This window comes from Streptomyces sp. NBC_00637 (assembly GCF_045161545.1).
GTDB lineage: Bacteria > Actinomycetota > Actinomycetes > Streptomycetales > Streptomycetaceae > Streptomyces.
Map to the genome: position 1 here is coordinate 5,994,014 of NZ_CP109046.1, position 26,841 is coordinate 6,020,854.

Below are 26,841 nucleotides of genomic sequence, written 5' to 3' on the forward strand. Positions count from 1 at the left end.
TCACACCACCACGGACGCCCTACACCGCCACATACGTCACCGGATCGCTCCCGGTGACGGCCTCCGCGCGCCCCTGCTTCACCAGCCGCCGAAGATGCGCCTCGGCCTCCGAGACCGCGATGGTCCGTGAGCCGTAGGGGATGTCCGCCCAGGGACGGTTCCACTCCATACGCTCCGCGAGCTGCCAGGGCGTGAGGGGAATGGCGAGGAGGTCGAGCAGGCCGGTGAGACGGTCCTCGTGGTGGGTGAGCAATTCCCCTACCCGGGCGGGGGCGTCGGTGAAGGCGTACTGGTGGGCGGGGAGGATCTCCGCGGGGGCGAGCCGGCCGACGCGTTCGAGCGAGTCGAGGTAGTCGCCGAGGGGGTCGGTGACGGTGGCGTCGTCGGGGTCCTCGTACAGGCCGATGTGCGGGGTGATCTCCGGCAGCAGGTGGTCACCGGAGAACAGGCGTCCATGGCCCGGTAGTCGAGCGGGATGCTCCTCCTCCAGGTGGAGGCAGACGTGTCCGGGGGTGTGGCCCGGCGTCCAGATCGCACGCAACCGGCGACCGGGGAGGTCGAGGAACTCGCCGGGGACGATCTCGCGGTCGGGGAGGGCGGGCGCCAGACCGGGGAGGGGGCGACGGCGGGCGGGGGGCGTGCGGAGCGGGGCGATGTGCTCTTCCGGGGCGCCGGCGGCGGTGAGTTTCGCCGCCATGTACGTGTACCAGCGCTCGGGCCGCGTCTCGCGGGTCCGCCGCACGATGGAGGTGTCCGCCGCGTGCATCGCCACCCAGGCCCCGGAAGCCTCCCGCACCTGGCCGGAGAGGCCGTGGTGGTCGGGGTGATGGTGGGTGATCACGACCCCGCACAGTTCCGTGACGGAGGTACCGCACGCGGTCAGCCCGGCGTCCAGCGCCTCCCAGGACGTCGGATCGTCCCAACCCGTGTCGATCAGCACCGGCCCGCGGTCGGTGTCGACGACGTACACCAGGGTGTGGCCCAACGGATTGTCCGGGATCGGCACCCGCAACGAGCGGACGCCACCGCCATGGTCGTACGTGATGGCTCCGACTCCACCCGGACTACTCTTCATCTGCCCTCCGTCACACGGCCATTGCCCACTATAACTAGAACTGGTATCAGTTCCTGAAACACCGTCAGAAACGTAGACGAAGGCAGTGGTTATGGCCGAGCTCGTGGAACACGGACAGCTGTTCATCGGTGGGGAACTGACCGACCCCCTTGGCAAGGACGTCATCGAGGTGGTCTCGCCGCACACCGAGGAGGTCATCGGGCGGGTGCCGCACGCGTCGGGTGGCGACGTGGACCGGGCGGTCGCAGTGGCGCGGCGGGCCTTCGACGAGGGGCCCTGGCCCCGGTTGTCGCTCGACGAGCGGATCGCCGTCGTCACCCGCATCAAGGACGGCATCGCGATGCGCCACGAGGAGATCGCCCGGGTGATCTCCTCGGAGAACGGCTCCCCGTACTCATGGAGCGTCCTCGCGCAGGCCCTCGGCGCGATGATGGTGTGGGACGCGGCGATCACCGTCGCGCGCGGCTTCACCTTCGAGGAGCGGCGCGACGGCGTGCTCGGGAAGATCCTCGTGCGGCGCGAGCCCGTCGGCGTGGTCGCGGCCGTCGTCCCGTGGAACGTCCCGCAGTTCGTCGCCGCCGCCAAGCTCGCGCCCGCGCTGCTCACCGGCTGCACGGTGGTGCTGAAGCCGTCGCCGGAGTCGCCCCTGGACGCGTATCTGCTGGCCGAGATCGCGCGGGACGCCGGGCTGCCGGAGGGGGTGCTGTCGATCCTGCCGGCCGACCGTGAGGTGAGCGAGTACCTGGTCGGGCATCCGGGCGTCGACAAGGTGTCGTTCACCGGCTCGGTCGCGGCCGGCAAGCGGGTCATGGAGGTGGCGTCGCGGAACCTGACGCGGGTGACCCTGGAGCTGGGCGGCAAGTCGGCGGCGATCGTGCTGCCGGACGCGGACATCGCCACGGCCGTCCCCGGGATCGTCTCGGCCGCCTGGATGAACAACGGGCAGGCCTGTGTGGCCCAGACCCGCATCCTTCTGCCGCGCTCGCGCTACGACGAGTTCGCGGACGCCTTCGCCGCCGCGGCGGCCGCGCTGGTCGTCGGCGACCCGCTGGACCCGGCGACGCAGGTCGGCCCGCTGGTGGCGCGGCGGCAGCAGCGCCGCAACCTCGACTACATCCGGATCGGGCAGGAGGAGGGCGCGAAGATCCTCACGGGCGGCGGACGTCCGGCGGGCCTGGACCGCGGCTGGTACGTCGAGCCGACCCTGTTCGGGGACGTCGACAACTCCATGCGGATCGCCCGCGAGGAGATCTTCGGGCCGGTGATCTGCCTCCTGCCCTACGGCGACGAGTCCGAGGCGCTGCGGATCGCGAACGACTCCGACTACGGACTCAGCGGCAGCGTGTGGACGGCCGACGTCGGCCACGGCGTCGAGGTCGCCCGGCAGGTCCGTACCGGGACGTACTCGGTGAACACGTTCAGCCTCGACATGCTCGGCCCGTTCGGCGGCTACAAGAACTCCGGCCTGGGGCGGGAGTTCGGGCCCGAGGGCTTCGGCGAGTACCTCGAGCACAAGATGATCCACCTGCCGGCGGGATGGGAGGGCTGACGGGCCATGGGGGATCGGTGGCACGTCGAGGTGGACCGGTCCCTGTGCATCGGTTCCGCCCAGTGCATCCACCACGCGCCCGAGGGCTTCCGGCTCGACACCGCGCGCCAGTCCCATCCGGGCCACCCGGACATGGACGCCAACGAGCGGGTGCTCGCGGCGGCGGAGAGCTGTCCGGTGGAGGCGATCATGATCACGCTGGTGGGCAGCGGGGAGGCGGTGTTCCCGCCGGAGGAGTAAAGAAATCTCCCGGCAGGGTATTGCGTCACGTTTAAGACGTTTTATCCTGGTAGTGGCCTACGAGGCGAATGAGGGGGTCCGACCGGAGTAGCCGACTTCTGCGTGACGCGAAGGCATCCGCCGAGGCCGACGTCGACGGACGGACCGAGGGACCTGAAGATCGCGGGACAGGATCTGAGGGAAACCCTCGTCGTCTCGTGGGTCCTTTGCGTGCGCCAACGCTTGCGTGCGCCAACGCTTGCGTGCGGCAATCGCGTGCGGCAATCGTGTGGGCTCCGCTCCCGCTCCGTCCCCCTTGCACCGCTCGCGTGTCCTAGCCGTGTGCCTCGCTCGTGTGTCCCGGGTCCGTCACGTCGATCAGCCGGCACACCGTCTCGATGTCTATCCGGACCTGGGCGATGGAGGCGCGGCCCGACAGCCAGGTGATGAGCGCCGAGTGCCAGGTGTGCTCGATGACGCGGACCGCCGAGAGCTGCTCGGGGGTGGGATCGGTCAGCCCCATCGCGTCGAGGATGATCGCCGTCGTCTGGCGGGAGACCTGGTCGACCTCCGGTGAGACGCTGCGGTCGGCGAAGGTCAGCGCGCGGACCATCGCGTCCGCCAGGTGCGGCTCGCGCTGGAGGGCGCGGAAGGCGCGCATCAGGGTCTCCGCGACGCGGTCCGCCGCCCGTTCGCCCGTCGGGGGCTTCTTCCTCAGCGTGCCGTGCATGTGGTCCAGCTGGTCCTGCATCGTGGCGACCAGCAGGTGCACCTTGGACGGGAAGTAGCGGTACAGCGTGCCGAGGGCGACCTGTGAGGATTCCGCGACCTCGCGCATCTGTACCGCGTCGAAACCGCCCCGGCTGGCCAACTGCGCGCTCGCGTGCAGGATGCGGCGGCGGCGCGCCTCCTGCCGCTCGGTGAGCGGGGAGTGCGCAGGGCGCTGAGAGCTGGCTTCCGCAGACATGGGTCCCGTTCCGTGACAGTCGGTGAGGCTCAGTGGGCACACAGCTCGACGGGGCGGTAGGCCGTGGCGTGAATCACCTGATCCACTGCTCACAGCTCTCCTACCTGCCGGTAGATTCAGAGCCTCCCGAACGATCAAGTCTGAAACTTGTTCTAGATTAGCGTCCCGTCGTAGTCTCGCGGGACAATGCAGGCAGAAGGGGGCCCGGAGTGACCGCTGAGGCCAGTCAGGCAGGGCCCCGGCACGACCTCGCCGCCGACGGCGGGCCACCGCTCACCATCGCGCTCCTCACGTATAAGGGGAACCCGTTCTGCGGGGGCCAGGGCGTCTACGTCCGGCATCTCTCGCGCGAGCTCGTCCGTCTCGGGCACCGCGTCGAGGTGATCGGTTCCCAGCCCTATCCGGTGCTGGACCCGGGCCACGACGACCGCCTGTCCCTCACCGAGCTGCCCAGCCTCGACCTCTACCGCCAGCCGGATCCTTTCCGCACCCCGAAGCGCGACGAGTACCGCGACTGGGTCGACGCCCTCGAGGTCGCCACGATGTGGACCGGCGGCTTCCCCGAGCCGCTGACGTTCTCGCTGCGGGCCCGCCGTCATCTCCGCGCGCGCAGCGGCGAGTTCGACATCGTGCACGACAACCAGACCCTGGGATACGGGCTGCTGGGGGACATCGGCGCGCCCCTGGTCACCACCATCCACCATCCCATCACCGTCGACCGGCAGTTGGAACTGGACGCCGCCGAGGGACGGCGACGGCGGTTCTCCGTCCGCCGCTGGTACGCGTTCACCCGGATGCAGAAGCGGGTCGCGCGCCGGCTGCCGTCCGTGCTCACCGTCTCCGGCACCTCCCGCCAGGAGATAGTCGACCACCTCGGGGTCCGCGACGACCGCATCCACGTCGTCCACATCGGCGCCGACACCGACCTGTTCTCGCCGAACCCCGCCGTGGCCGTCGTGCCGGGCCGGATCGTGACGACGTCCAGTGCGGACGTCCCGCTCAAGGGACTGGTGTTCCTCGTCGAGGCGCTGGCCAAGGTGCGCACCGAGCACCCGCACGCCCACCTCGTCGTCGTCGGCAAGCGCCCCCAGGAGGGGCCGGTCGCCCAGGCGATGGAGCGGTACGGCCTCGAAGGCGCCGTCGAGTTCGTCAAGGGCATCTCCGACGCCGAACTGGTCGACCTGGTCCGCTCGGCGGAGGTCGCCTGCGTGCCGTCGCTGTACGAGGGCTTCTCCCTGCCGGCCGCCGAGGCCATGGCCACGGGCACCCCGCTGCTCGCCACGACCGGCGGGGCGATCCCCGAGGTCGCCGGGCGGGACGGCGAGACCTGCCTGGCCGTGCCGCCGGGCGACTCCGGGGCGCTGGCCTCGGGTCTCGGACGGCTGCTGGGCGACCCGGAGTTGCGGGCCCGGCTCGGCGCGGCCGGACGCCAGCGGGTGCTCGCGCGGTTCACCTGGGCGCGAGCCGCCGAGGGGACCGTGGCCCGCTACCGCGAGGCGATAGCCGAGCGCGGTCGCCCACGGGTCGCCGAGGTTTCAGCGGCTGCCGCCGCCCCCGAAGCCGTCGAGTCCGTCGGTGCCGGGACCGGCGCCGGCATCGGCGCCGGCATCGACGCCGTATCCGAAGCATCCGATCGCGATCGCGAAAGCAGGGCCACGTGCTGACCGTCGACTTCTCCCGGTTCCCGCTCGCCCCGGGCGACCGAGTCCTGGACCTGGGCTGCGGTGCCGGCCGGCACGCCTTCGAGTGTTACCGGCGTGGCGCGCAGGTCGTGGCCCTCGACCAGAACGCGGAGGAGATCCGCGAGGTCGCCAAGTGGTTCGCGGCGATGAAGGAGGCCGGCGAGGCCCCCGAGGGTGCCACCGCGACGGCCATGGAGGGCGACGCCCTCGCCCTGCCCTTCCCCGACGAGTCCTTCGACGTCGTGATCATCTCCGAGGTCATGGAGCACATCCCGGACGACAAGGGTGTCCTCGCGGAGATGGTGCGGGTGCTCAAGCCGGGCGGCCGGATCGCCATCACCGTCCCGCGCTACGGCCCCGAGAAGGTCTGCTGGACCCTCTCCGACGCCTACCACGAGGTCGAGGGCGGCCACATCCGCATCTACCGGGCGGACGAACTGCTCACGAAGATCCGCGAGGCGGGCCTGAAGCCGTACGGCACCCATCACGCCCACGCGCTGCACTCGCCGTACTGGTGGCTGAAGTGCGCGTTCGGCGTCGACAACGACAAGGCGCTGCCCGTGCGGGCGTACCACAAGCTGCTGGTCTGGGACATCATGAAGAAGCCCCTCGCGACCCGGGTCGCCGAGCAGGCGCTGAACCCGCTCATCGGCAAGAGCTTCGTGGCGTACGCGACCAAGCCGCACCTGCCGCGACTCGCCGAACAGGCCGAACCGGCCGAACAGCCCGGGAAGAGCAGGAAGAGCGGCCAGGGCGAGAAGACCGGGGCGGGCGTCAAGTGACCACCCCCCGGACAGAACACCTCGTCCTGCCCGGGGTCCTCACCGCCGAGCAGGCCGCCGTGACCGTCGCCGGCATTCTCGCCGCACAGCGTGAGGACGGCGCCATCCCGTGGTTCCGGGGCCACCACCTGGACCCGTGGGACCACACCGAGGCGGCGATGGCGCTGGACGCGGCGGGCGAACACGAGGCCGCCGAGCGGGCGTACATCTGGCTGGCCCGGCACCAGAACGAGGACGGCTCCTGGTTCGCGGCCTACGCGGACGGCGCCTTCGACGACGTCACCGACCGGGGGCGCGAGACGAACTTCGTCGCCTACATCGCCGTGGGCGTCTGGCACCACTACCTGTCCACCGGCGACGACACCTTCCTGGACCGCATGTGGCCGGCCGTCTACGCGGCGGTCGAGTACGTGCTGCGGCTCCAGCAGCCCGGCGGGCAGATCGGCTGGCGCCGCGACGACGACGGAACCCCGACCGCCGACGCGCTGCTCACCGGGTCCTCCTCCATCCATCAGGCGCTGCGCTGCGCGCTGGCGATCGCCGAGCAGCGCGAAGAGCCGCAGCCCGACTGGGAGTTGGCGGTGGGTGCGCTGCGGCACGCCATCCGCCGGCATCCGGAGCGGTTCCTCGACAAGGACCGCTACTCGATGGACTGGTACTACCCGGTGCTGGGCGGCGCGTTGACCGGCGCGGAGGCCAAGTCCCGGATCGAGGCCGAGTGGGACCGTTTCGTGGTCCCGGGACTGGGCGTGCGCTGCGTCGTCCCCAACCCGTGGGTCACGGGCGGCGAATCGGCCGAACTCGCCCTGGCCCTGTGGGCGATGGGCGAGTCCGACCGGGCACTGGAGATTCTTCAGGCGATCCAGCATCTGCGCGACGAGGAGTCGGGCCTGTACTGGACGGGGTTCGTGTTCGAGGACGAGGCGATCTGGCCCCGGGAGCTGACCACCTGGACCGCGGGGTCACTGCTGCTGGCCGTCGCGGCCCTCGGTGGTCACGAGGCCACCTGCGCCGTGTTCGGCGGGGAGCAGCTGCCGTACGGGCTGACCGGACTCGAGGCGGACTGCTGCGCCTGACCCGGTCCCGGAGCGGGTTTCAGGACCCGCCCGGGAAGGGGTCGGACTCGCCCCGGGAGCGGGTCGCAGACGCGTCCCGGGACTCGGCGGGAACCCGCCTCAGTGGCGGTGGACCCGGTTGGCGATGGCGTGACCGATGAACAGGTAGACGACCGCTGCCAGGCCGTACCCGGCCACCACGCGCGCCCACGCCTCGTCGAACGTGAACAGGTCACGTGACCAGCCGGCCAGCCAGTTGGCCGCGTGATGCACGAACTGGACCAGGTCGTTACCCCGGTTGGCGTCCAGCAGGTACATGAGGATCCACAGCCCGAGGATGACGGCCATGACGTCCGCGACGACCGCTATGACCGTTCCGGCGGAGTTGGAACCACTGCGATATCGAGACATGACTTCCGTCTGGCCCCGGAATCCCGGTTGAAACACGGAGTGTTCGCTCTCCGTCCGCCCGTGGCTATGAGTTGAGCTCCGCCAGCACCCGCAGGGTCGTCCGGTCCGGGGCGACGACCAGCAGGTCCGTCACCGGCCCCTTGCGCCAGGACTCCAGCCGCTCGGCGACGCGTTCACGGGGGCCGACCAGGGAGATCTCGTCCGCGAAGGCGTCCGGGACGGCCAGCACCGCCTCCTCGCGCCGCCCGGCCAGGAACAGCTCCTGGATGTGCCGGGCCTCCTCCTCGTATCCCATGCGGGCCATCAGGTCGGCGTGGAAGTTGCGGGTGGCGTGGCCCATACCGCCGATGTAGAAGCCGAGCATGGTCTTCACGGGGAGCAGGCCCTCGGTGACGTCGTCACAGATCCGCACCTGGGCGAGGGGCGCGACCCGGAAGCCCTCGGGCAGTTCCGCCACGGCCGGGCCGTACGCGTCCGGACGGTTCGGCGACCAGTACAGCGGCAGCCAGCCGTCGGCGATCCGGATCGTCTGGGCGACGTTGCGCGGACCCTCCGCGCCCAGCAGCACCGGCAGGTCGTCGCGCAGGGGGTGGGTGATGGATCTGAGCGGCCTGCCGAGACCCGTCCCGTCCGGGCCGCGGTAGGGGTGGGAGTGGAAGCGGCCGTCCAGTTCCACCGGCGCCCGGCGGCGCAGCACCTGGCGCACCACGTCCACGTACTCCCGGGTCGCGGTCAGCGGGGACTCGGGGAACGGCCGGCCGTACCAGCCCTCCACCACCTGAGGGCCCGACAGGCCGAGCCCGACCATCATCCGGCCGCCGGAGAGGTGGTCCAGGGTCAGGGCGTGCATCGCGGTCGTGGTGGGGGACCGGGCCGCCATCTGCGCGACCGCCGTGCCCAGTCCGATCGTCGACGTCCGGGCGGCGATCCAGGTGAGGGGGGTGAAGGCGTCCGAGCCCCAGGACTCCGCCGTCCACACGGACGCGTAGCCGAGCCGTTCCGCCTCACACGCCAGTTCCAGGTGGTCGGGGGAGGGACCGCGGCCCCAGTAGCCGAGCGCCAGACCGAGCCGCATGCCTGCCTCCTGACGGTGTGTCAGACAAGGGAAGGCTGCGACTGTACGACAACGGCCCCCCGCCCGGAAGGGCGAGGGGCCGTGCGTGAAGCAGGCGGAGCGAAGGCTCGGCCGGGCGGACCCGGCCGGGCGGACTCAGCCGCGCTGGATGCCGGAGGCGTCCCGCAGGACACCGCGGCGGCCGTCCTGGGTCTGGGCGACCAGACCCTGGGCGCCCTGCTCGACCGCGAGGTACCAGGTACCCGGCGCCAGTTCGGCGATCGGCGTCGGCGCGCCGTCCTCCCCGAACAGCGGACGCGGCACCGGCACGGCGAACCAGAACGGGGAGAAGTCCCCGCCCGACGGCTGCGCCGGACCCGGCTGGGCGCCGAACGACGGCTGACCCGGCTGGCCCTGCTGCGGCGGACCGCCGAACGCCGACGGCTGCTGCGGCGCGCCCGGGTAGCCATAACCTGCGGGCGGCTGCGCGCCGTAGGGCTGCGGGGCCGCCGGCCTGGGCGCCGGGACGAGAGCGGCCTGGAGGGCGGGCACCAGCGGGGTGGCGATCGCACCGGCGGCCAGCAGCAGCGCGGCGATCAGACCCAGGATGAGCCCGGAGCCGGTGTCGACGTCCGAGCTGCCGAAGGTGTCGCTGAACGCGCCGAGCGGGTCGATGATCGTCCAGAACGCCGTCCACGCGGCGAAGACCGTGAGGGCGACACCGAACTGTCCCAGGTCGATGCCGGCCACCTTGCGCGGCTGCGGGAGCGCGCGGGCGACGACGATCAGGGCGGCACCGATGATTCCGCCGAGATACATGCTCATTACGAGGCCGAGGTTGTCCCAGGCGTTCGGGACGTCACTGCCGGAGCCGTCGAACGTGTCCAGGAACGACGCGATGAACAGCAATACCGCTGCTCCGATCACCACGCCGTCGCCTCGAGTGAGGGAGCGGATATTCACTTCAGGTCCTTCGTCAGTCGTCTCGTCATCGGTACACGCATACACATATCGGTAGAGGCGTCGCTGTCACCATGTCGCCGTCAGGCCCCTGTGTGAAGCGCGGGGGTGGCCCCTCATCGTAGGGACGACACTATCGTCACCACGATCGCGCTGTCCGCAGAGATGTGTGCCCTGATCACGACCCGTGCAGGAAACTCACGATTCCCTCAGAGATCCCCTGCGCCGCGCTCTGCCGCCAGGCGCTACTGGTCAGCAGCGCCGCGTCCTTCGTATCGCGCATGTTGCCGCACTCGATGAACACCTTGGGAACCGTTGACAGATTGAGACCGCCCAGGTCCTCACGCGTGACGAGACCGGTGCCGTCGCCGAGGTAGTTGGACGGTGAAGTACCCGTCGCCCGGGCGAAGTCGCCCGCGATCCGCTTCCCGAGGTCCTTCGACGGGGCGACGATGGGACGGGTGTCGGCGCCGCCCGCGTGCACCGCGCCCGGCAGGATCACGTGGAAGCCGCGCTGCCCCGCTCCGGCGCCGTCGGCGTGGATCGAGACGACCGCGTCGGCGTGCGCCGCGTTCCCGATCCGGGCGCGCTCGTCGACACACGGGCCGTACGGCCGGTCCGCGTCCTGCGTCAGCCGCACCGTGGCGCCCTGCTGCTGGAGCAGGGCGCGCAGCCGGTGGGCCACGTCCAGCGTGAACTGCGCCTCGCTGTAACCGGAGTTCGTGGACGTGCCCGTCGTGTCGCACTCCTTCCGGTTGGTGCCGATGTCCACCTTGCTGTTGATGTCGGCGGTGTGCTGGTAGTTGGTGGGGTTGTGACCGGGGTCGATGACGACGACCTTGCCCTGGAGCGAGTCCGCGCCGGAACCGGCCGGGGCGGACGCGGCGCCCGAACCGGCCCCCGTCTTCCCGTCACCGTTCGCGCCACCCGCGCTGTCCGCGTCGCCCGCGGGGGAGCTGAGGACGCTCGGCGCCGCGCCCGACCCGGAGGTCCCGTTCCCCCCGCCGCTCCCGGGCCCGCCCAGCGCGTCGTACGCCAGCCAGCCCAGCAGCGCCACCGGCACGAGCGCGGCGACCGCCACGGTCAGCGGGCGGCGCAGCGGCGAGCGGCGCGGCCGCGAGGGGCCGAAGGGGTCGGAGGAGCCAGAGGGATCGGAGGGATCGAAGGGACCGGGGTTCGAGCCTGCGTACGACACGTCTGCCACCCTAACGGCCACCCCGACGAGCTCTCAGCGGGACGAGGCCGGACGGATGACGGGCGGCTCGCCGGACGGTCGACCGGGGGCGACCAGTTGCTCGATCGGGCGGTCGGTCGGCCGGGCGGGCGGCTGGTCGGGCGGCCCGCACCGGGTGGAAGGGCGTCCCTCGCGTCCGGAGATGGATCCGAGTGCGGGGATGAGGTCGTCCCGGGTCGGCGGGCGGCTCAGGAGGCGGTGAAGTCGGTGATGTGGTCGGCGGCCCAGACCGTGAAGGGGCGGGCGGGGTGGCCGGTGAGTTCCTCGACGGTGCGGGTGAGGGCGACGGGCCTGCCGTCCGTGGACGCCCACCAGGCGAGGAGGGCGTCGGCGTAGACCGCGGGGATGTGGCCGTCGGTCTCCGCCTTCCACTCCTCGGCGGTGACGTGCTTGACCGCGATGTCCCGCCCGGTGACGGTGGCGAGCCGGTCGATCTGCTCGGCGAAGGTCAGCGACTCGGGTCCGGTGAGGGTGTACCGGCCGCCGCGGTGGCGGGGGTCGGTGAGGACGGCGTGGGCGGCCTCGGCCAGGTCCGTCTCGTGGAGCGGGTCGGTGTGGGCGCCGGGGAAGGGCAGGCTGACGGGCAGTCCCGCCCTGACCGGCCAGGCCCAGGACGCGGCGTTGGAGGCGAAGGAGCCGGGCCGCAGGAGGGTGGTGGCGATGGGAGAGGCGAGCAGCGCACGCTCCACGGCCAGATGGGAGCCGGCCAGCGGGTCGTCCTTCGGCTCGGACCCGAGCACGCCCAGGACGCTCGAACTGGACAGCACCACGACATGGGTGACGCCGGCCCGATGCGCGTGGTCGGCGAAGGCGGTGACGTGGGCGGGGTTCGCGTAGAGGAAGACGGAGGTGACGCCGGCCAGGGCCGCGGGGAAGGTCGCGGGGTCGCCGAGGTCGAGGGTGACCGCCTCGACGCCGGGAGGCGGGGCGAGGTCGGCGGGGGCGGCGGAGCCGATCCGGACGGGTACGCCGTCGGCGTGGAGGAGGGCGAGCAGCCGGGTGGCGACCGCGCCGCGGCCTCCGGTGATCAGGATCATGACGGGTCCTCTGCTGGACGGTGCGAACGGCGAGTGGCGAGTCTCGATGCGCGAACGAGGTTCGTGGCGAACGGCGTTCGTGAAGCTTCCATGGCCAGACACTAGGGAACGAACACTGTTCGTGTCAAACAGCGTTCGTCACGTTTAGCGTTCGTCGCGATCGGCGTTCGTGGCAATCGTCGTTCGTGGCGATCGACGTTCGTGCCGGATACCCTCTCCCCGTGACCTCCGTGACCCCCGAGCCGATCAGCCGCCGCGCGCGGCCCGCCAAGGCCCCCCTCAGCCGCGAGGCGATCGTGCGCGCCGGGCTGGCCATCCTCGACCGCGACGGGCTCGACGCGCTGACCATGCGCCGTGTCGCCAAGGAGCTCGACACCGGACCGGCCTCGCTCTACGTCTATGTCGCCAACCGCGACGACCTGATGGCCGCGATGCTGGACGAGGCGCTCGCCCGGGTCCCGCTCACCTCGGAGGGCACCTGGCGGGAGCGGCTGCACACCCTGGTGGCGGCGACGGTCGAGGCCATGAGCCGGCACGAAGGGCTGGCCGCCGTCGCGCTCGGCGCGATCCCCACCGGCGCCAACGCCCTGCTCGTCATCGACCGCATGCTCGCGCTGCTCAAGGAGGGCGGCCTGGACGACGTCACCGCCGCCTGGGCCGTCGATCTGCTGCACATGTACAGCGCGGCGGCCGCCGCCGAACAGAGCGCCTACAACACCAAGGGGGGCAAGGAGGAGGTCGCCGTCGCGGACGCCGACCGCCACTACGCGGCCCTGCCCGCCGACCGCTACCCCATGATCACCGCGCTGCGCCCGGCCCTGTTCGCGCCCGGCGACCGCGACACGTGGGCCCTGGACGTCCTGCTCAGCGGCATCCTCCAGACGCCGGCCCGCTGACCGGCCCGCTGACCTGCCGACCTGCCCCCTGAAGTGCTCGCGGTCCGCCTGCCGTCTGCCGACCGCCGTCTGCCGACCGCCAGCCCCCAGCGCGACCGCGACCGCTGGGGCCGCGGTCGTCTGCCGGGTGCTTTGTTCAAGAGACGATAAAGAAATCGTTAGTACGCCAAAGCATCGGAATAGTTGCCCATGCATACAGGTTCAGTTCGCATGTAATCCCCGAACGACCTGTCCCGGAGGCCCCACCTCATGACGCACACGACGACCGACCGGCCCACCCGCGAAGCGAGCGGAGCCGTCGTCCCGGTGCTCGCCTTCGCGGGCATCGTGGTCGCGGTGATGCAGACCCTGCTCGTCCCGGTCATCAAGGACCTGCCCCAGTTGCTGGGCACCGAGCCCAGCAACGCCACCTGGGTCCTGACCTCGACACTGCTGTCGGGCGCCGTGGCCACCCCGATCATGGGCCGCCTCGGCGACCTGTACGGCAAGCGGCGGCTGCTGATAGCCAGCCTCGCGGTGATGGTCGTCGGCGCTCTGGTCAGTGCCCTGACCAGCGACCTGATCACGATGATCGTCGGCCGCACCCTCCAGGGCTTCGCGATGGGCGCGATCCCGCTCGGCATCGGCCTGATGCGGGACATGCTGCCGCGCGAGAAGCTCGGCTCGGCCATGGCCCTGATGAGCTCCTCGATCGGCGTCGGCGGCGGCCTCGCCCTGCCCCTCGCGGCCCTGATCGCCCAGCACGCCGACTGGCACGCCCTGTTCTACGGCGCCGCCGCCCTCGGTGCCCTCGCCATCGCCCTCACCCTCCTCGTCGTCCCCGAGTCCCCGTCGCGCGCCGAGGGCACCTTCGACGTCGCGGGTGCGCTCGGCCTCTCCACCGGACTGGTGCTCTTCCTGCTGCCGATCACCAAGGGCAGTGACTGGGGCTGGACCTCCGGCACCACCCTCGGCCTCTTCGCCGCCGCGGCCGTCGTCCTCGTCCTGTGGGGCGTGATGGAGCTGCGGCTGAAGGCCCCGCTCGTCGACCTGCGCACCACGGCCCGTCCCGCGGTCCTCTTCACCAACCTCGCCTCGATCATGGTCGGCGTCTCGTTCTACGTCGTCTCCCTGGTGCTGCCGCAGCTGCTCCAGCTGCCGAAGGCCACCGGTTACGGCCTCGGCCAGTCGATGGTCACCGCCGGTCTGCTCGTCGCGCCGCTCGGCCTGACGATGATGTTCACCGCGCCCGTCTACGCCAAGCTGTCCGCGAAGTACGGCCCCAAGTTCACCCTGATCCTCGGCATGCTGATCATCGCGATCGGCTACGGCGCCGGCCTCGGCCTGATGAGCGCCGCCTGGCAGAGCCTCGTGATCGCCGTCGTCCTCGGCGCCGGGATCGGCCTCGCGTACTCGTCCCTGCCCGCGCTGATCGTCGGCGCGGTCCCGGCCTCGGAGACCGGCGCGGCCAACGGCCTCAACACCCTGATGCGGTCCATCGGCACCTCGGTGTCCAGCGCCGTCATCGGCATGGTGCTGGCGAACACCGCGAACGACGTCGGCGGAGTCGCCGTACCGACCATGCACGGCTTCCGCGTCTCCTTCCTGATCGCCACGGCCGCCGTCGCGGTCGGCCTGGTCCTCGCCCTCTTCCTGCCCCGGCAGCAGCGCGCCTCGACGGTGTCGCAGCTGCGCGCCAGCAGCGAGGAGGACGCCAACCTGGAGCGCGCCGAGGAGGTCCTGCGCGGCTTCCGCGGCCGGGTCCTGGACGCCGGCGGCGTCCCGGTCGCCCGCGCCAAGGTCACGCTCATCGACCGTCGCGGCCGGCAGGCCGGGGCCACCCTGTCCCAGGAGGACGGCAGCTACGCCCTCGCCGTCCCCACTCAGGGTGCCTACGTCCTCGCCGCCAAGGCCGCCGGTCACGGCCCGCTGGCCAGCTCCGCGAGCCACGCGGGCGACGAGCGTACGGTCGACCTGGACCTCGCCCTGCCGGGCGAGACGGTCGACGCCTGACCCCGCCGCCCCGCCCCCTCCGCGCGCCCCGGCTAGCCGTTTCCGCACCCCCTGTCGCCTCGGCGGCCGGGGGTGCGGCAGCATGGGCGCCCTCACGCACGGAGCACCCGCACCCTCGCGCACCCGCACGCTCGTACCACCGGAGGACCCCATGCCCGCGGCACCCAAGCCCGAGATCCTGGCCGCGTTCGAGGCGGCCAAGGGGTTCATGCCGGCCGACGAGGGACTCGCGCTGTACGCGGCCGCCGTCGAGGCGGGTGCGCTCGGGCTGCCGCTGCTCGAAGTCGGCACCTACTGCGGGCGATCCACGATCCTGCTCGCTGACGCGGCCCGCCGGACCGGGGTCAGCGCGCTCACGCTCGACCATCACCGGGGCAGCGAGGAGCAGCAGCCGGGCTGGGAGTACCACGACCCGGAGACCGTCGACCCCGAGGTCGGCCTCATGGACACCCTGCCCACGTTCCGCCGGACCCTGCACCGCGCGGGCCTGGAGGAGCACGTGGTCGCGCTGGTCGGGCGTTCGCCGCGCATCGCCGCCTTCTGGAACTCGCCCCTCGGCCTTGTCTTCGTCGACGGCGGCCACACCGACGAGCACGCCACCTCCGACTACGAGGGCTGGGCGCCGCACGTCGCCCAGGGCGGGCTCCTCGTCATCCACGACGTGTTCCCCGACCCGGTCGACGAGTTCACCGGCCAGGCCCCCTACCGCGTCTACCTGCGCGCCCTGGCATCCGGCGCCTTCACCGAGGTCTCGGACACCGGCTCCCTGCGGGTCCTGCGCCGGACGGGCGCGGGCATCTAGGACGCCTCCGGGGCGGGACACCTCCGGGGCGGGACACCCCGGCGGAAGCGCTCCGGGTGGGTCGTGCTCACGACGCTTTCGCGTTGCGGCGGTGACGGCGGTAGGCCACCGCCAGGAGTACGACGGTCAGGGCGCCCGCGGTCCACGCCCAGGGGTGGCTGGAGACGCGGAAGGGCGAGGCGGGCGAGGCGTCGAGCGCGATGACGGCGACGTCGTCGGCAGGGGTGCGGTCGAACGGGTTGTACGTGCGGATGCTGCCCTTCGCACCGGGGACCTGCCGGTCGATGCGGATGTGGAAGTCGATCGCGGTCGTGCCCCCTTCGCGCCGCGCCTCGTAGAGCCCGTCGTAGCCGATCTCGCAGACGAACGCCCCGCCCGGCTTCTCCGGCCGCCGGCAAGCCCACTTCCCGGGGTCTCCTTCGAAGCTGAACGGGATCGAGGTGACCGTGGTGCCCTCCGGCGGGACCACCTCGAAACGGCCCTGATCCTCGGCGTCCCGTATCCGGCCGGGGCCGAGGTCCTCCAGCCCGAGCCGCACCTTCACCGTGTCGCCGACCCGGCCCCGCACGGTGGCGGTGACCGGACGGTAGTCGACCTGCACGGTGGTGGTGATCCCGATCCTGCCGTGACTGTCGGCGAAGCCCTGCGGCGCCGTGCGGACCAGGGTGAGCGGGGCGCCGGTGCCGCGCACGGTGTGGTCGGCGGGGCGGACCGGGGGCGACGACCAGGTGTAGGTCACCTCGCCGGCCAGCGTCCCGGCCCCGGTGACCGTGTACACCAGCGGCGCACTGGTGCGGTAGGCGGCGCCCGCCGCGGCCTTCGTGGGGAAGGTGCACCAGGCGGAGGTGGGCGCGGGGCCCGCGTAGAAGCAGTTGCCGTGCAGGGCGGTGAGTGTCAGCCCCTCCGACACGTCGACCTGGAGGGCGACGCCCTGTTCCGTGGGGAAGCGGGTGTTGTCGGCCAGCCGCGCGGTCACGTTCGCGGACTTCCCCGGCGCCAGCCCGCTCACGCCCTTCTCCTGGCCGGGCGCGGTCAGCGTCGGACCGCCGACGGTCATCCGGGTGGTGCCGGTGATGGTGGGCGCGTTGTCGGCGGTCGCGGTGTACGTCACCGTCCCGCTGTCGCCCGGCTCCATGCCGTCCACGCCGAGGAGGGGGAGGGGGTTGTAACTCTCGCCGTCGCCGTTCTGAAGGTCGCCGTACTCGCAGGTGTAGACCGGGCCCTCGGCCTTACACATTCCCCCGTCGCCGAGCCGGGCGACGCTCCCCAGACCCGACGCGTCCACCACGACCCGGACGTTGCGGGCCGGTTCGCCGCCCTTGCTCGCCTCGACGAAGACGGGGACGGGGAAGTCGCCGTTCGAGGCACGCGATCCCTGATCGGCGTTGTACATGACGTAGGTCGCCGGGGTCTCGAACCGCATCACGACCTGCTCGGAGCCGTCGGCCGTGGCAGGCGCCACCGCCGTCGCGCACAGCGCCGCGACACTCGCCGCCAGCGCGGCCGGACGCCTGAGGAGCCTTCGGCCCCGGAGAAGCCTGAGGACCCGGAGGGCCCGTATCGGTGAGGGCATGCGGGCACTATGCCAGCGGCGGTCCAGACCTCTACAGCCAGCCCTGCTGCCGGGCCTCGCGCATCGCCTCCATCCGGTTGCGGGTGCCCGTCTTGCCGATCGCGGACGACAGGTAGTTGCGGACCGTGGACTCCGAGAGGTGCAGCCTGGCGGCGATGTCGGCGACGGTCGCGCCGTCCACCGAGGCCTTCAGGACGTCGCACTCGCGGGCGGTGAGCGGGTTCGGGCCGGCGCTCAGCGCGGCCGTGGCCAGTGCCGGGTCCACGACCGTCTCGCCGGCCAGCACCCGGCGGATCGCCGCCGCCAGCTCCTCCACCGGCCCGTCCTTGACCAGGAACCCCGAGGCCCCGGCCTCCATGGCCCGGCGCAGATAGCCGGGCCGGCCGAACGTGGTCAGGATCAGCACCCGGCAGCCGGGTGCCTGGTCGCGCAGCTCGACGGCCGCGTCCAGCCCGCTGATGCCGGGGAGTTCGATGTCGAGGAGCGCGACGTCCGGCCGGTGGAGAAGGGCCGCGTCCACGATCGCGTCCCCGGTGCCCACCTGCGCGACGACCTCGATGTCCGCCTCCAGGCCCAGCAGCAGGGCCAGGGCCCCGCGCATCATGCCCTGGTCCTCCGCGAGCAGCACCCTGATCGACTTGGTGGGGCGGTGGTCGTCGGGCATCTCGTCCACGGGCCAACCCGGCATCTCGGTCACGGGCCCAGGTTAGATCCGCCGGCCACGGACGGCACGGTCTTCGCGGGTCGCACCGCGGAGGGCCGAGCCACCGCGGGGGACCGTATCCCCTCGGATGCGGCACCGCCGCCGGTACCAGGGCAGCCGGCGCCATGGCCGGTGTCGGCGTCGGTGTCGGTGACCGTGTGGGAGGTCGGGAGTTCCACCGGCAGTTCCGCCGTGACCGTGAAGCCGCCGCGCGGTCCCGGGCCCGCCGTCAGGGTGCCGCCCGCCGCCGCGAGGCGCTCGCGCAGGCCGGTGAGTCCGGTGCCGCCGCCCGGCGCGCAGCAGCTGTCGCCGCCCGAGTCGCCACAGTCGCGGTCGATGCCGGGGCTGCCGGTGCCGGGGCTGTGGCTGCCGGTGCCGTGGGTACCGCCGTCGTCCGTCACCGTCAGTCGGACCCGCTCCGATGTGCCCGACACGGTGATCCCGCAGTGGCTCGCCTCGCTGTGCCGGACGACGTTGGTGACCGCCTCGCGCACCACCCAGCCCAGCAGGGCCGAGGTCCTCGGGTCCGGCGGTGGCCCCGACCGGCTCACCGACGGTTCGACGCCCGCCGCCGTCAGGGCCGAGCGGGCCCGGTCCAACTCGCCGGCCAGGCTGCCCTCGCGGTAGCCGGTGACCGCCTCGCGGATCTCGGTCAGCGCCTGGCGGCCCACCGCCTCGATGTCGGTGACCTGGGAGAGGGCCGCGCCCATGTCGCGCGGTGCCAGCCGCCGGGCCGCCTCCGACTTCACCACGATCACCGACAGGGTGTGGCCGAGCAGGTCGTGCAGATCGCGCGAGAAGCGCAGCCGCTCCTCCTCCACGGCCCGGCGGGCGAGTTCCTCACGGGCGGCGCGCAGCTCCCGTACGGCCTCGGAGAGGGAGAGGATCGCGGCCGTCACCATCGTCGATATCCAGGTCGCGTAGGCGATGGTGAGGCCGTCCCAGCCGTCCCGGGCGCAGGCGACCGCGCCCGCCAGGACGGCGACGGCGGTGCCGATGGTCCGCAGCTGGGGGCCGCGCAGTACGGCGCCCGTCGCGAGGCCGAACAGCGGGAGGAAGAGCAGCCAGCTGCCGCCGTAGCCGAGGGCGAGCCCGCAGGTCACGAGGCCCAGCAGGACCAGCGCCACCCGCGTGGAGGGCGCCTCGCGGGTCTGCTTCACGAAGGCACGGAAAGAGACGTAGATGTAGAGCGAGTTGAACGTCAGCAGGCCCAGGCCGCCGATCCACGGGTTCGCCTCGCCCTGGAAGAGGTTGGAGAACGCGCCCATCCCCATCAGCAGCCACGGCAGCAGGGTGAAGCCGTTGGCCGGTGGACCCGGGTCCTCGGGAACGTGCCCGGACCGGCGGGCGCTCCGGAGCTCGGCCTTGCAGCGCTCCTTGTCCGCCCTCCAGTTCCGCCGGTGCTCCCGCGCCGCACGGAACGCCGAGCGCCAGGAGTCCCGTCGGCAGGCCGCCGCGCGGCGCCGGTCCTCGAATGACCTGGTCATATGTCCGTCCCCCGTCTCTGCGTGCGCACCTTCCGCGCCGGGCGGTGTGCCTGTCTTCGACGCTACGTCCCGGCGTCGGCTCGCGGCAGTGCCGGATGTACGCGGTCGGGCAGGACAAATGTCATCGGCACCCTTATCTGACATGCCGTCAGGTGTCTTCACAACTGCCGGGGCCTGGGCTATACAGGGGGTCGCCGCACTGGAACGCGTTCTAGATCCGTTCTGGGCAGGGCGGGTTCCGCGGCCCCGTGACGGCCTCGGTGCGGCCGATCGGTGCGGACGGCCGTGCCGAGGTCTCTGAACGATGCGATCGATCCGATCGATCCGAGCGATCAGGAGCTCCATGCCCATCGACGCAGCCAAGGCGCTCGCCGCCGAACCCCGGACCGGCGAGATCACCTGGGACCGCCGGGACGTCCAGCTGTACCACCTCGGCATCGGCGCGGGCGTCCCGGCCACCGACCCCGACGAACTCCGCTACACGCTGGAGTCCCGGCTCCACGTCCTGCCGAGCTTCGCCACCGTCGCAGGGTCCGGCTCGCCCGGCGTGATCAGCGGACTGTCCATGCCCGGCGTCGAGGTCGACCTCGCCCGCGTCCTGCACGGCGGCCAGCGTCTGGAGATCCACCGTCCCATCCCGGTGACAGGCCGGGCGACCGCCACCGGACGCATCGCCGCCGTGTACGACAAGGGCAAGGCCGCCGTTCTCGTCATGCGCACGGAGGTCGCCGACCCGGACGGACCGCTGTGGACCAACGACGCCCAGATCTTCGTCAAGGGAGAAGGCGGCTGGGGCGGCGACCGGGGCCCCTCCACCCGGCTCGACCCGCCCGCCGGCGAGCCCGACAAGCTGGTCGAGCGGACCGTCCGCGAGGACCAGGCCCTGCTCTACCGCCTCTCCGGGGACTACAACCCCCTGCACGCCGACCCCGAGTTCGCGGAACTCGCCGGATTCGACCGGCCCATCCTGCACGGCCTGTGCACCTACGGCATCACGCTCAAGGCGGTCGTCGACACGCTGCTCGACGGCGATGTCACCCGGGTGCGCGGCTACGCCACGCGCTTCGCCGGGGTGGTGTTCCCGGGAGAGACGCTGCGCATCCGCATGTGGCGCGGTGAGGGGACATTCCGGGTGGCCGTGAGCGCCGTGGAACGGGCCGACGCGCCCGTCCTCGCCGACACCCTCGTCGACCACTCCTGAACCGCCTGACCGGCCCGGACCGACCATTCGCATCACCTGAACAGCCTTGACCAACCACCCGAATCACCTGAAGCAGCGTCGGCAGTAGCCGAATTCACCTCCGGCAGCAGCTGATTCACCTCCAGAACCGCCCAGCATCCGAGGGGACCCGAGGGGAGCCGCACCATGCGCGCAGCCGTACTGCACGAGATCGGCCAGGACAAGCTGGAGGTCCTCGACGACGTCGAGGCGGTGGGCTTCGGCCCCGGACGGGTCAGGATCCGGGTGCGGGCCACGGGCCTGTGCCACTCGGACCTGTCCGCGATGAGCGGCGTACTGCCGCAGCCCGCGCCCTTCGTGCCGGGTCACGAGGGGGCGGGCGAGGTGCTGGAGGTGGGGGAGGGTGTCACCCGGGTGAAGCCCGGCGACCGGGTCGTTGTCTGCTGGCTGCCGGCCTGCGGGGCGTGTCCCGCGTGCCGGCGCGGCCAGACCGAACTGTGCCTGGCCGGGTTCATGAACGCGGGCACCCCCAACTTCCGCCGCCCGGGCGGCGACATCTTCGGCTTCGCCGGCACCGGAACCTTCGCCGAGGAGGTCGTGGTCGACGCGGGCTGCGCCGTCCCGATCCCCGACGACGTGCCCTTCGACATCGCCGCGCTCATCGGCTGCGGCGTGACCACGGGCCTGGGCGCCGCCCTCAACACGGCGGACGTGGAAGCCGGTTCGTCGGTCGCCGTCATCGGCTGCGGAGGCGTCGGCATCTCCGCGATCCAGGGCGCGCGGCTCAAGGGCGCCGCCGAGATCGTCGCCGTCGACCCGGTCGCCTCCCGCCGGGAGGCCGCCCTCGCGTTCGGCGCGACGCAGGCCGTCTCGCCGGAGGAGCTGCCCGGAGCGAAGCAACTGGTCACCGGCGGCGAGGGGTTCGACTACGTCTTCGAGGTCGTCGGCCGCTCCGCCACCGCCCGCACCGCATACGACAACACGCGGCGCGGCGGCACCCTCGTCGTCGTCGGCGCGGGCGCCATGGACGACTTCCTCCAGCTCAACATGTTCGAGCTGTTCTTCGACGAGAAGCGCATCCTGCCCTCGATGTACGGCGGCGGGGACGTCCTGCGCTCCTACGAGCGGACGATCGGCCTGTGGCGGGCCGGCCGGATCGACCTGTCGGGCCTGATCACCCACCGCGTGGCGCTCACCGAGATCAACGAGGCACTGGACCAGATGCGCACCGGGGCGGCGCTCCGTACCTGCATCGAGATCTGAGGGGTGACCGTCCGGATGGCACTGCCACTTGAGGGGCTGAGCGCGATCGTCACCGGCGCCGGTCGCGGGCTCGGCCGGGCCGAGGCACTGGAGCTGGCGCGGCTGGGCGCGGCCGTCGTCGTCAACGACTACGGCCGGCCCGGCCGGGACGGTTCGGGCGAGGCGTCGGCCGGCCCCGCCGAGGAGGTGGTGCGGGAGATCCGGTCGGCCGGCGGCACCGCGCTCGTCCACACCGGGGACGTCGCCGACTTCGAACAGGCTTGTGCACTGGTCGAGTTGGCGATCGGCGAGTTCGGCAAGCTGGACGTTCTGGTCAACAACGCGGGCATCCTGCGGGACCGCATGGTCTTCTCGATGGCCGAGGACGAGTGGGACGCGGTCGTCCGGGTCCACCTCAAAGGGCACTTCAACACGACCCGCTTCGCCGCCGCCCACTGGCGCGACCGGTCCAAGGCGGCGGGCGGACCGGTGTACGGGCGGATCGTGAACACCTCCTCGGAGGCGTTCCTGGCGGGCTCGGCCGGGCAGCCCAACTACGCGGCGGCCAAAGGCGGAGTCGTCGGGCTGACGACGTCCACGGCGCTCGCGCTGGCCAAGTACGGCGTGACGGCCAACGCCATCTGCCCGCGCGCCCGCACCCGGATGACGGAGGACGTCTTCGCCGGGATCGCGCAGCCGGACGAGGGCGTACTCGACCCCCTCGCGCCCGAGCATGTGGCGCCGCTGGTCGGCTACTTGGCCTCGCCGGCCGCCGCCCGGATCAACGGACAGCTGCTCGTCGCCCACGGTGGCATGGTCGCCGTCGTCGAACGGCCGCGTGTACGGGCGAAGTTCGACAGCAAGGAGGACGTGTTCGGCTACGAGGAGCTGGACGCCGTGCTCGGCGCACACTTCGCGGACCGGCCCCGCGGGGAGACGTTCGCCGCGGCGGAGGTGCTGGGACTACGGCGAGGGCAGGAGTAGGGCGGGACTTACCGTCCAGGGCGTGGTGCGCGGGCCAGGTGAGACATACGCGAAGGGGCTCCGGTCGTCCATGGACGACCGGAGCCCCTCGGTGTACGGCGTACCGTCAGACAGTCGCCTCGGCCCTGTTCTCGGCCCGACTGTCGGCCCGGTTGTCGGGCCTGTTCTCGGCGGGCTTGCGGTGTCGGCCGTGCGGGGCCGAGTCACCGTCCTGGGACGAGACCGGACCCCGGTGCCGGCCGTGTCCGGCCGTCTCCTGGGAGGCGGCGGACAGCGGATGCCTGGTGCTTGTGTCGCTCATCGGAAGAATTCACCCCGTCAACATGATCTTTCTTTACAGCCGGGCGATTTTATCCGGCACACCGAGGGGGTGATCCAGGCGGCCACGCCAACCGCTGCGACTTCGTTACAAGTCGGCCGAGCGGGGCTTGTTGAAGGGGGACCGGACGGGCGACGGCGGGCGTGGACCGCGGCGGTTCGACGCGTGGCGAGGCCTCTTCGGAGGACATCGACGAGGGAGACGGTGAGGGCGACGACGGCGGTGCGATGATCGGCGCCGTCAGCGGCGCCACCCCGCACGGTTCCGCCTCCGTGGCGTACGGCAGCCGGAGCACACCCTCCGGGGTCCACAGTCCACTGCCCGCCAACCACCCGTCGGGCGCCGGGAATTGGTGCAGTCGGCGCTCGACCGGACGCCATACGCCCACCCAGGTGCCGAAGGGGCTGTCGATGCGGAGCGCCACCGCGCAGGCCTCGGGCAGGAGTGCCTGACCCGGCTGGCTCGCGAAGGGGGTGAGGGCGAGGTCCGGCGGGTGCAACGACTCCGGGAAGCGGATCGGCAGCGTGCTGCCGAGGACGCCCCAGCCCAGGCGTGCCTCGCCCGGCGAGGGCGCGTCCGAGCGGATGAGCAGCAGCCCGCTGTCGGGGTCGGCGAGCAGCAGGCGGTCGTCGCTGTCGGCGGCGATCTGCAACAGGGGTGACACCTCGCCGCCGCGCTCCAGATCCACGACGATCGTCTTGGTGCGACCGCCCGCCTCCCGGTCCAGCGCGAGCATGCGGCCCGTACGGTCCAGCCAGACGCCGCCCGAGCAGCGGCCGGGGATCTCGGCGAGGTACTCGGGCCCGAAGGTGCCGCCCGCCACGAGCCACACGGTCGTCGTGCCGTGACCGACGGCGAGGGCGTACGCGCGCTCGCCGCAGGGGGCCGGCGGGAGCAGGTGCAGCCGGGTGCCCTCGTCCGGGCACTCGACGGCGCCCAGCGGCAGCTCACCCGTACCGGGACCGGTCGGATACAGCAGCGAGAAGGCGTGCCGCCCCTCGATGGGCCGCCGGATCAGGACCCGGCCGTCGGCCATCGGCTGCACCTCGGTGCCGGGCTCCTCCGGCTGGTTCCCGGGCAGCGGTACGGCGTACGGCTCGGGGCCGTCCAGGGTCCACCGCTCGGGGAACCAGGAGTCACCGGCCCGGGCGAGCCGCGCCGCGTAGGCACCACCGGCCGTGATCACACAGTCCGTCTCGCTCCCATGGCCGGTAGTGATCACACGGCCGGTAGTGATCATGCGGTCGGCCGTGAGCGTGATGCCGTGGTCGGCGTAGCTCTCCCGGCCGGCCGCCATCGCGCCGTCCGCCCCACTTCCGGCGACGGCCGCCATCGCGCTGTGCGCGCCACTCCCGTGGCCGGCCGTCATCGCGCTGCCCGCCGCGCTTCCACGGTCGGTCATGAGAGCCTGGTCCGCCCCGCTCCCACGGTCGGCCACGGTCATGAGATCGGCCATGATCAGCTGATCCGCCGCGATCGCGTGTTCCGCCGCGCTCACGAAATCGTCCGCGCTCGCGGGATTCGCCGCGCTCACGGAATCAAGCATGCTCACGGGATCGGCTGCGCTCACGGGGTCGGACATGCTCACCGGATCCGCCGTGCTCACGGGAGCGGCCATGAGCGCGGGAGCGGCCGTGATCGCGTGGCTCGTGTGCTCCTCCGGGTGCGGTTCCGCGGGTGGCGTGGGCTCGGTGGCGCCGTCCTCGGGGTCCTCCCCGTCCGCGGCGGTGGGCTCGATCGCACAGGCCGGCATCGTCATCGTTCGGTCACCTCCGGCGACGAAGCTAGTTTTCGTACGCACGGGCGTGGGACCGCCGGGCGGTCTACTTCCCTCATAAGAGTGGCGCAGAAGCGATTCGCCTGAGGGTGGCGGGAGGCGTGTGCATCGGCTCCCCGCTCACCGCCGGTCGGCGACCGCGGTGGTCGTGGCGGCGTCGGCGGCACGGGTACGGGCCGGTGAGACGGCCAGGTAGCCTTTCCCCGTGCCCCGTCTGTCTGAAGTCATCACCGCGCTGGAGAACCTGTGGCCCGCCGAGCGGGCCGAGTCCTGGGACGCGGTCGGCACCGTCGTGGGCGACCCCGAGCAGGAGGTCTCCCGGGTTCTGTTCGCCGTCGATCCCGTCCAGGAGATCGTCGAGGAAGCCGTGAAGCTCGGCGCCGATCTGCTCGTCACCCATCATCCGCTGTATCTGCGCGGGACGACGACCGTCGCGGCCGCCACCTTCAAGGGCCGTGTCGTGCACACCCTGATCAAGAACGACATCGCCCTGCACGTCGCCCACACCAACGCCGACACCGCCGATCCCGGCGTGAGCGACGCCCTCGCCGGCGCGCTCGACCTGCGGGTCGTACGGCCTCTCGTGCCGGATCCGAGCGACCCCGCCGGGCGGCGCGGCCTCGGGCGCGTCTGCGAACTCGACCACCCGCTCACCGTCCGCGAGTTCGCCGCCCGCGCCGCCGAGCGGCTGCCCGCCACCGCGCAGGGCATCCGGGCGGCGGGGGACCCGGAGGCGCTGGTGCGGACCGTCGCCGTCAGCGGCGGCTCCGGCGACAGCCTGTTCGATCACGTCCGGGCGGCCGGCGTCGACGCCTTCCTCACCGCGGACCTGCGCCATCACCCGGCGTCGGAGTTCATCGCGGACCGCGCCCACGGCGCCCACTCACCTCTCGCGCTGCTCGACGCGGCGCACTGGGCCACCGAGTGGCCCTGGTGCGAGCTGGCCGCCGGCCAGCTCGACGAGATCTCCGACCGGCGGGGGTGGGACCTGCGGGTCCATGTCTCCCGTACGGTCACCGACCCCTGGACGGCCCACGCGGCGTCCAACACCACCTCTAGCTCAATGGGAGCCCCCAACTGAACGCCGCGCCCGCCGACCAGATCCGACTCCTCGACGTCCAAGGCCTCGACGCCCGTCTCCAGCAGCTCGCGCACAAGCGGAGGTCGCTGCCCGAGCACGCCGAGATCGAGTCGCTGAACAAGGACCTCACGCAGCTGCGTGACCTCCTTGTCGCGGCACAGACCGAGGAGAGCGACACCGCCCGCGAGCAGACCAAGGCCGAGCAGGACGTCGACCAGGTCCGTCAGCGCTCCGCCCGCGACCAGCAGCGTCTCGACTCCGGGGCCGTCACCTCCTCCAAGGACCTGGAGAACCTCCAGAGGGAGATCGTCTCCCTCGCCAAGCGCCAGGGCGACCTCGAGGACATCGTCCTGGAGGTCATGGAGCGCCGTGAGAGCGCGCAGGAGCGGGCCGCGGAGCTGACCGAGCGGGTCGGCTCCGTCCAGGGCAGGATCGACGACGCCGTCGCGCGCCGGGACGCGGCCCTGGAGGGCTTCGACAGCGAGGCCGCCTCCGTCGCCAAGGAGCGCGAGGTCGTCGCGGCCTCCGTTCCCGCCGATCTGCTCAAGCTGTACGAGAAGCTGCGCGAGCAGCAGGGCGGCGTCGGCGCGGCCAAGCTCCTCCAGCGGACCTGCCAGGGATGCCGCCAGGAACTCGCCATCACGGAGCTGGCCGAGATCCGCAAGGCTCCGTCCGACACGGTCCTACGGTGTGAGAACTGTCGTCGCATCCTCGTGCGCACGTCCGAGTCCGGCCTGTAGTCGGTCTTTCCGGTCTGTAGCCGGTCTCTGGTGGGTCCGT

The 26,841-nt window shown here is 72.1% G+C and carries 25 protein-coding genes; 13 read left to right on the forward strand and 12 right to left on the reverse strand.

What is annotated here, in order from left to right:
- Window positions 1-19: 19 nt before the first annotated feature.
- Window positions 20-1,075, reverse strand: coding sequence for an MBL fold metallo-hydrolase (locus tag OG440_RS26275; protein ID WP_406009241.1), 1,056 nt, complete (start codon window positions 1,073-1,075; stop codon window positions 20-22).
- Window positions 1,076-1,166: 91 nt separating this feature from the next.
- On the opposite strand from OG440_RS26275, the gene OG440_RS26280 reads away from it, so the two are divergent.
- Both OG440_RS26280 and OG440_RS26285 read left to right on the forward strand, forming a co-directional pair.
- On the forward strand, window positions 1,167-2,624 hold the full coding sequence (locus OG440_RS26280) for an aldehyde dehydrogenase (protein WP_406009242.1): 1,458 nt from the start codon (window positions 1,167-1,169) through the stop codon (window positions 2,622-2,624).
- Window positions 2,625-2,630: 6 nt separating this feature from the next.
- The gene (locus OG440_RS26285) at window positions 2,631-2,864 is read left to right on the forward strand and encodes a ferredoxin (RefSeq protein ID WP_406009243.1); all 234 of its coding nucleotides are present in this window, start codon (window positions 2,631-2,633) and stop codon (window positions 2,862-2,864) included.
- A gap of 313 nt (window positions 2,865-3,177) precedes the next feature.
- Here the strand turns inward: OG440_RS26285 and OG440_RS26290 are convergent, their stop codons facing one another.
- Complete coding sequence (locus OG440_RS26290) at window positions 3,178-3,810, reverse strand: TetR family transcriptional regulator (protein ID WP_406009244.1); 633 nt, start codon at window positions 3,808-3,810, stop codon at window positions 3,178-3,180.
- A 209-nt stretch (window positions 3,811-4,019) separates the two neighbouring features.
- On the opposite strand from OG440_RS26290, the gene OG440_RS26295 reads away from it, so the two are divergent.
- Genes OG440_RS26295 through OG440_RS26305 form a run of 3 tightly spaced genes read left to right on the forward strand, consistent with a single transcriptional unit; the run spans window position 4,020 to window position 7,350 of the window.
- Window positions 4,020-5,474 carry a glycosyltransferase family 4 protein gene (locus OG440_RS26295; protein ID WP_406009245.1) on the forward strand — a complete coding sequence of 485 codons (1,455 nt, stop codon included), beginning with the start codon at window positions 4,020-4,022 and terminating at the stop codon, window positions 5,472-5,474.
- Entirely contained in the window at window positions 5,468-6,274 is an 807-nt protein-coding gene (locus OG440_RS26300) for a class I SAM-dependent methyltransferase (RefSeq protein ID WP_406009246.1), read from the forward strand. The genes OG440_RS26295 and OG440_RS26300 overlap by 7 nt, the downstream gene beginning before the upstream one ends.
- The gene (locus tag OG440_RS26305) at window positions 6,271-7,350 is read left to right on the forward strand and encodes a prenyltransferase (RefSeq protein ID WP_406009247.1); all 1,080 of its coding nucleotides are present in this window, start codon (window positions 6,271-6,273) and stop codon (window positions 7,348-7,350) included. The genes OG440_RS26300 and OG440_RS26305 overlap by 4 nt, the downstream gene beginning before the upstream one ends.
- A 99-nt stretch (window positions 7,351-7,449) precedes the next feature.
- On the opposite strand, the gene OG440_RS26310 is transcribed toward OG440_RS26305, so the two are convergent.
- The 5 genes from OG440_RS26310 to OG440_RS26330 all read right to left on the reverse strand — a co-directional run bounded on the left by OG440_RS26310 (window position 7,450) and on the right by OG440_RS26330 (window position 12,025).
- Complete coding sequence (locus OG440_RS26310) at window positions 7,450-7,740, reverse strand: hypothetical protein (RefSeq protein ID WP_406009248.1); 291 nt, start codon at window positions 7,738-7,740, stop codon at window positions 7,450-7,452.
- A 64-nt stretch (window positions 7,741-7,804) separates the two neighbouring features.
- Entirely contained in the window at window positions 7,805-8,815 is a 1,011-nt protein-coding gene (locus OG440_RS26315) for an LLM class F420-dependent oxidoreductase (protein ID WP_406009249.1), read from the reverse strand.
- Window positions 8,816-8,950: 135 nt separating this feature from the next.
- Window positions 8,951-9,757, reverse strand: a complete 807-nt coding sequence (locus OG440_RS26320) for a hypothetical protein (RefSeq protein WP_406009250.1) — start codon at window positions 9,755-9,757, stop codon at window positions 8,951-8,953.
- 175 nt (window positions 9,758-9,932) lie between these two features.
- Window positions 9,933-10,949, reverse strand: coding sequence for an N-acetylmuramoyl-L-alanine amidase (locus OG440_RS26325; RefSeq protein ID WP_406009251.1), 1,017 nt, complete (start codon window positions 10,947-10,949; stop codon window positions 9,933-9,935).
- 227 nt (window positions 10,950-11,176) lie between these two features.
- Window positions 11,177-12,025, reverse strand: coding sequence for an NAD(P)H-binding protein (locus tag OG440_RS26330; protein ID WP_406009252.1), 849 nt, complete (start codon window positions 12,023-12,025; stop codon window positions 11,177-11,179).
- Between the two features lie 221 nt (window positions 12,026-12,246).
- Here OG440_RS26330 and OG440_RS26335 point away from each other — a divergent pair, with 221 nt between their 5' ends.
- The 3 genes from OG440_RS26335 (at window position 12,247) to OG440_RS26345 (ending at window position 15,715) form a co-directional block, all read left to right on the forward strand.
- Window positions 12,247-12,921: a TetR/AcrR family transcriptional regulator gene (locus OG440_RS26335; protein ID WP_406009253.1), complete on the forward strand. Its 675-nt coding sequence runs from the start codon at window positions 12,247-12,249 to the stop codon at window positions 12,919-12,921.
- Between the two features lie 249 nt (window positions 12,922-13,170).
- On the forward strand, window positions 13,171-14,913 hold the full coding sequence (locus tag OG440_RS26340) for an MFS transporter (protein WP_406009254.1): 1,743 nt from the start codon (window positions 13,171-13,173) through the stop codon (window positions 14,911-14,913).
- Window positions 14,914-15,064: 151 nt separating this feature from the next.
- Window positions 15,065-15,715 carry a class I SAM-dependent methyltransferase gene (locus tag OG440_RS26345; RefSeq protein WP_406009255.1) on the forward strand — a complete coding sequence of 217 codons (651 nt, stop codon included), beginning with the start codon at window positions 15,065-15,067 and terminating at the stop codon, window positions 15,713-15,715.
- A 67-nt stretch (window positions 15,716-15,782) separates the two neighbouring features.
- On the opposite strand, the gene OG440_RS26350 is transcribed toward OG440_RS26345, so the two are convergent.
- From OG440_RS26350 to OG440_RS26360, 3 genes are read right to left on the reverse strand one after another with little or no spacing between them, the layout of a single operon-like run.
- On the reverse strand, window positions 15,783-17,288 hold the full coding sequence (locus OG440_RS26350; protein WP_406009256.1) for a hypothetical protein: 1,506 nt from the start codon (window positions 17,286-17,288) through the stop codon (window positions 15,783-15,785).
- A gap of 31 nt (window positions 17,289-17,319) precedes the next feature.
- Window positions 17,320-17,952 carry a response regulator gene (locus OG440_RS26355; RefSeq protein WP_406011463.1) on the reverse strand — a complete coding sequence of 211 codons (633 nt, stop codon included), beginning with the start codon at window positions 17,950-17,952 and terminating at the stop codon, window positions 17,320-17,322.
- Between the two features lie 29 nt (window positions 17,953-17,981).
- Entirely contained in the window at window positions 17,982-19,478 is a 1,497-nt protein-coding gene (locus OG440_RS26360) for a sensor histidine kinase (protein WP_406009257.1), read from the reverse strand.
- A 343-nt stretch (window positions 19,479-19,821) separates the two neighbouring features.
- On the opposite strand from OG440_RS26360, the gene OG440_RS26365 reads away from it, so the two are divergent.
- The 3 genes from OG440_RS26365 (at window position 19,822) to OG440_RS26375 (ending at window position 22,884) form a co-directional block, all read left to right on the forward strand.
- Complete coding sequence (locus tag OG440_RS26365; RefSeq protein ID WP_406009258.1) at window positions 19,822-20,679, forward strand: MaoC/PaaZ C-terminal domain-containing protein; 858 nt, start codon at window positions 19,822-19,824, stop codon at window positions 20,677-20,679.
- 165 nt (window positions 20,680-20,844) lie between these two features.
- A complete protein-coding gene (locus OG440_RS26370) occupies window positions 20,845-21,921 on the forward strand; it encodes a Zn-dependent alcohol dehydrogenase (RefSeq protein WP_406009259.1) in 1,077 nt (358 codons plus the stop codon).
- A 15-nt stretch (window positions 21,922-21,936) separates the two neighbouring features.
- The gene (locus OG440_RS26375; RefSeq protein WP_406009260.1) at window positions 21,937-22,884 is read left to right on the forward strand and encodes a 3-oxoacyl-ACP reductase; all 948 of its coding nucleotides are present in this window, start codon (window positions 21,937-21,939) and stop codon (window positions 22,882-22,884) included.
- Window positions 22,885-22,990: 106 nt separating this feature from the next.
- Here the strand turns inward: OG440_RS26375 and OG440_RS26380 are convergent, their stop codons facing one another.
- The gene (locus tag OG440_RS26380; protein ID WP_406009261.1) at window positions 22,991-23,185 is read right to left on the reverse strand and encodes a hypothetical protein; all 195 of its coding nucleotides are present in this window, start codon (window positions 23,183-23,185) and stop codon (window positions 22,991-22,993) included.
- Window positions 23,186-23,234: 49 nt separating this feature from the next.
- Window positions 23,235-24,443 carry a hypothetical protein gene (locus tag OG440_RS26385; protein ID WP_406011464.1) on the reverse strand — a complete coding sequence of 403 codons (1,209 nt, stop codon included), beginning with the start codon at window positions 24,441-24,443 and terminating at the stop codon, window positions 23,235-23,237.
- Between the two features lie 742 nt (window positions 24,444-25,185).
- Here OG440_RS26385 and OG440_RS26390 point away from each other — a divergent pair.
- Entirely contained in the window at window positions 25,186-26,061 is an 876-nt protein-coding gene (locus OG440_RS26390) for a Nif3-like dinuclear metal center hexameric protein (protein WP_406009262.1), read from the forward strand.
- Window positions 26,058-26,801 carry a zinc ribbon domain-containing protein gene (locus OG440_RS26395; RefSeq protein WP_406011465.1) on the forward strand — a complete coding sequence of 248 codons (744 nt, stop codon included), beginning with the start codon at window positions 26,058-26,060 and terminating at the stop codon, window positions 26,799-26,801. The genes OG440_RS26390 and OG440_RS26395 overlap by 4 nt, the downstream gene beginning before the upstream one ends.
- The last annotated feature ends 40 nt before the right edge of the window (window positions 26,802-26,841 follow it).

Excerpts from the sequence above, each read along its gene's own strand:
- OG440_RS26275 (WP_406009241.1), bottom strand. The coding sequence starts at position 1,075 with ATGAAGAGTAGTCCGGGTGGAGTCGGAGCCATCACGTACGACCATGGC.
- OG440_RS26280 (WP_406009242.1), top strand. The coding sequence starts at position 1,167 with ATGGCCGAGCTCGTGGAACACGGACAGCTGTTCATCGGTGGGGAACTG.
- OG440_RS26285 (WP_406009243.1), top strand. The coding sequence starts at position 2,631 with ATGGGGGATCGGTGGCACGTCGAGGTGGACCGGTCCCTGTGCATCGGT.
- OG440_RS26290 (WP_406009244.1), bottom strand. The coding sequence starts at position 3,810 with ATGTCTGCGGAAGCCAGCTCTCAGCGCCCTGCGCACTCCCCGCTCACC.
- OG440_RS26310 (WP_406009248.1), bottom strand. The coding sequence starts at position 7,740 with ATGTCTCGATATCGCAGTGGTTCCAACTCCGCCGGAACGGTCATAGCG.
- OG440_RS26315 (WP_406009249.1), bottom strand. The coding sequence starts at position 8,815 with ATGCGGCTCGGTCTGGCGCTCGGCTACTGGGGCCGCGGTCCCTCCCCC.
- OG440_RS26330 (WP_406009252.1), bottom strand. The coding sequence starts at position 12,025 with ATGATCCTGATCACCGGAGGCCGCGGCGCGGTCGCCACCCGGCTGCTC.
- OG440_RS26340 (WP_406009254.1), top strand. The coding sequence starts at position 13,171 with ATGACGCACACGACGACCGACCGGCCCACCCGCGAAGCGAGCGGAGCC.
- OG440_RS26345 (WP_406009255.1), top strand. The coding sequence starts at position 15,065 with ATGCCCGCGGCACCCAAGCCCGAGATCCTGGCCGCGTTCGAGGCGGCC.
- OG440_RS26350 (WP_406009256.1), bottom strand. The coding sequence starts at position 17,288 with ATGCCCTCACCGATACGGGCCCTCCGGGTCCTCAGGCTTCTCCGGGGC.
- OG440_RS26355 (WP_406011463.1), bottom strand. The coding sequence starts at position 17,952 with ATGCCCGACGACCACCGCCCCACCAAGTCGATCAGGGTGCTGCTCGCG.
- OG440_RS26360 (WP_406009257.1), bottom strand. The coding sequence starts at position 19,478 with ATGACCAGGTCATTCGAGGACCGGCGCCGCGCGGCGGCCTGCCGACGG.
- OG440_RS26365 (WP_406009258.1), top strand. The coding sequence starts at position 19,822 with ATGCCCATCGACGCAGCCAAGGCGCTCGCCGCCGAACCCCGGACCGGC.
- OG440_RS26370 (WP_406009259.1), top strand. The coding sequence starts at position 20,845 with ATGCGCGCAGCCGTACTGCACGAGATCGGCCAGGACAAGCTGGAGGTC.
- OG440_RS26375 (WP_406009260.1), top strand. The coding sequence starts at position 21,937 with ATGGCACTGCCACTTGAGGGGCTGAGCGCGATCGTCACCGGCGCCGGT.
- OG440_RS26380 (WP_406009261.1), bottom strand. The coding sequence starts at position 23,185 with ATGAGCGACACAAGCACCAGGCATCCGCTGTCCGCCGCCTCCCAGGAG.
- OG440_RS26385 (WP_406011464.1), bottom strand. The coding sequence starts at position 24,443 with ATGATCACTACCGGCCGTGTGATCACTACCGGCCATGGGAGCGAGACG.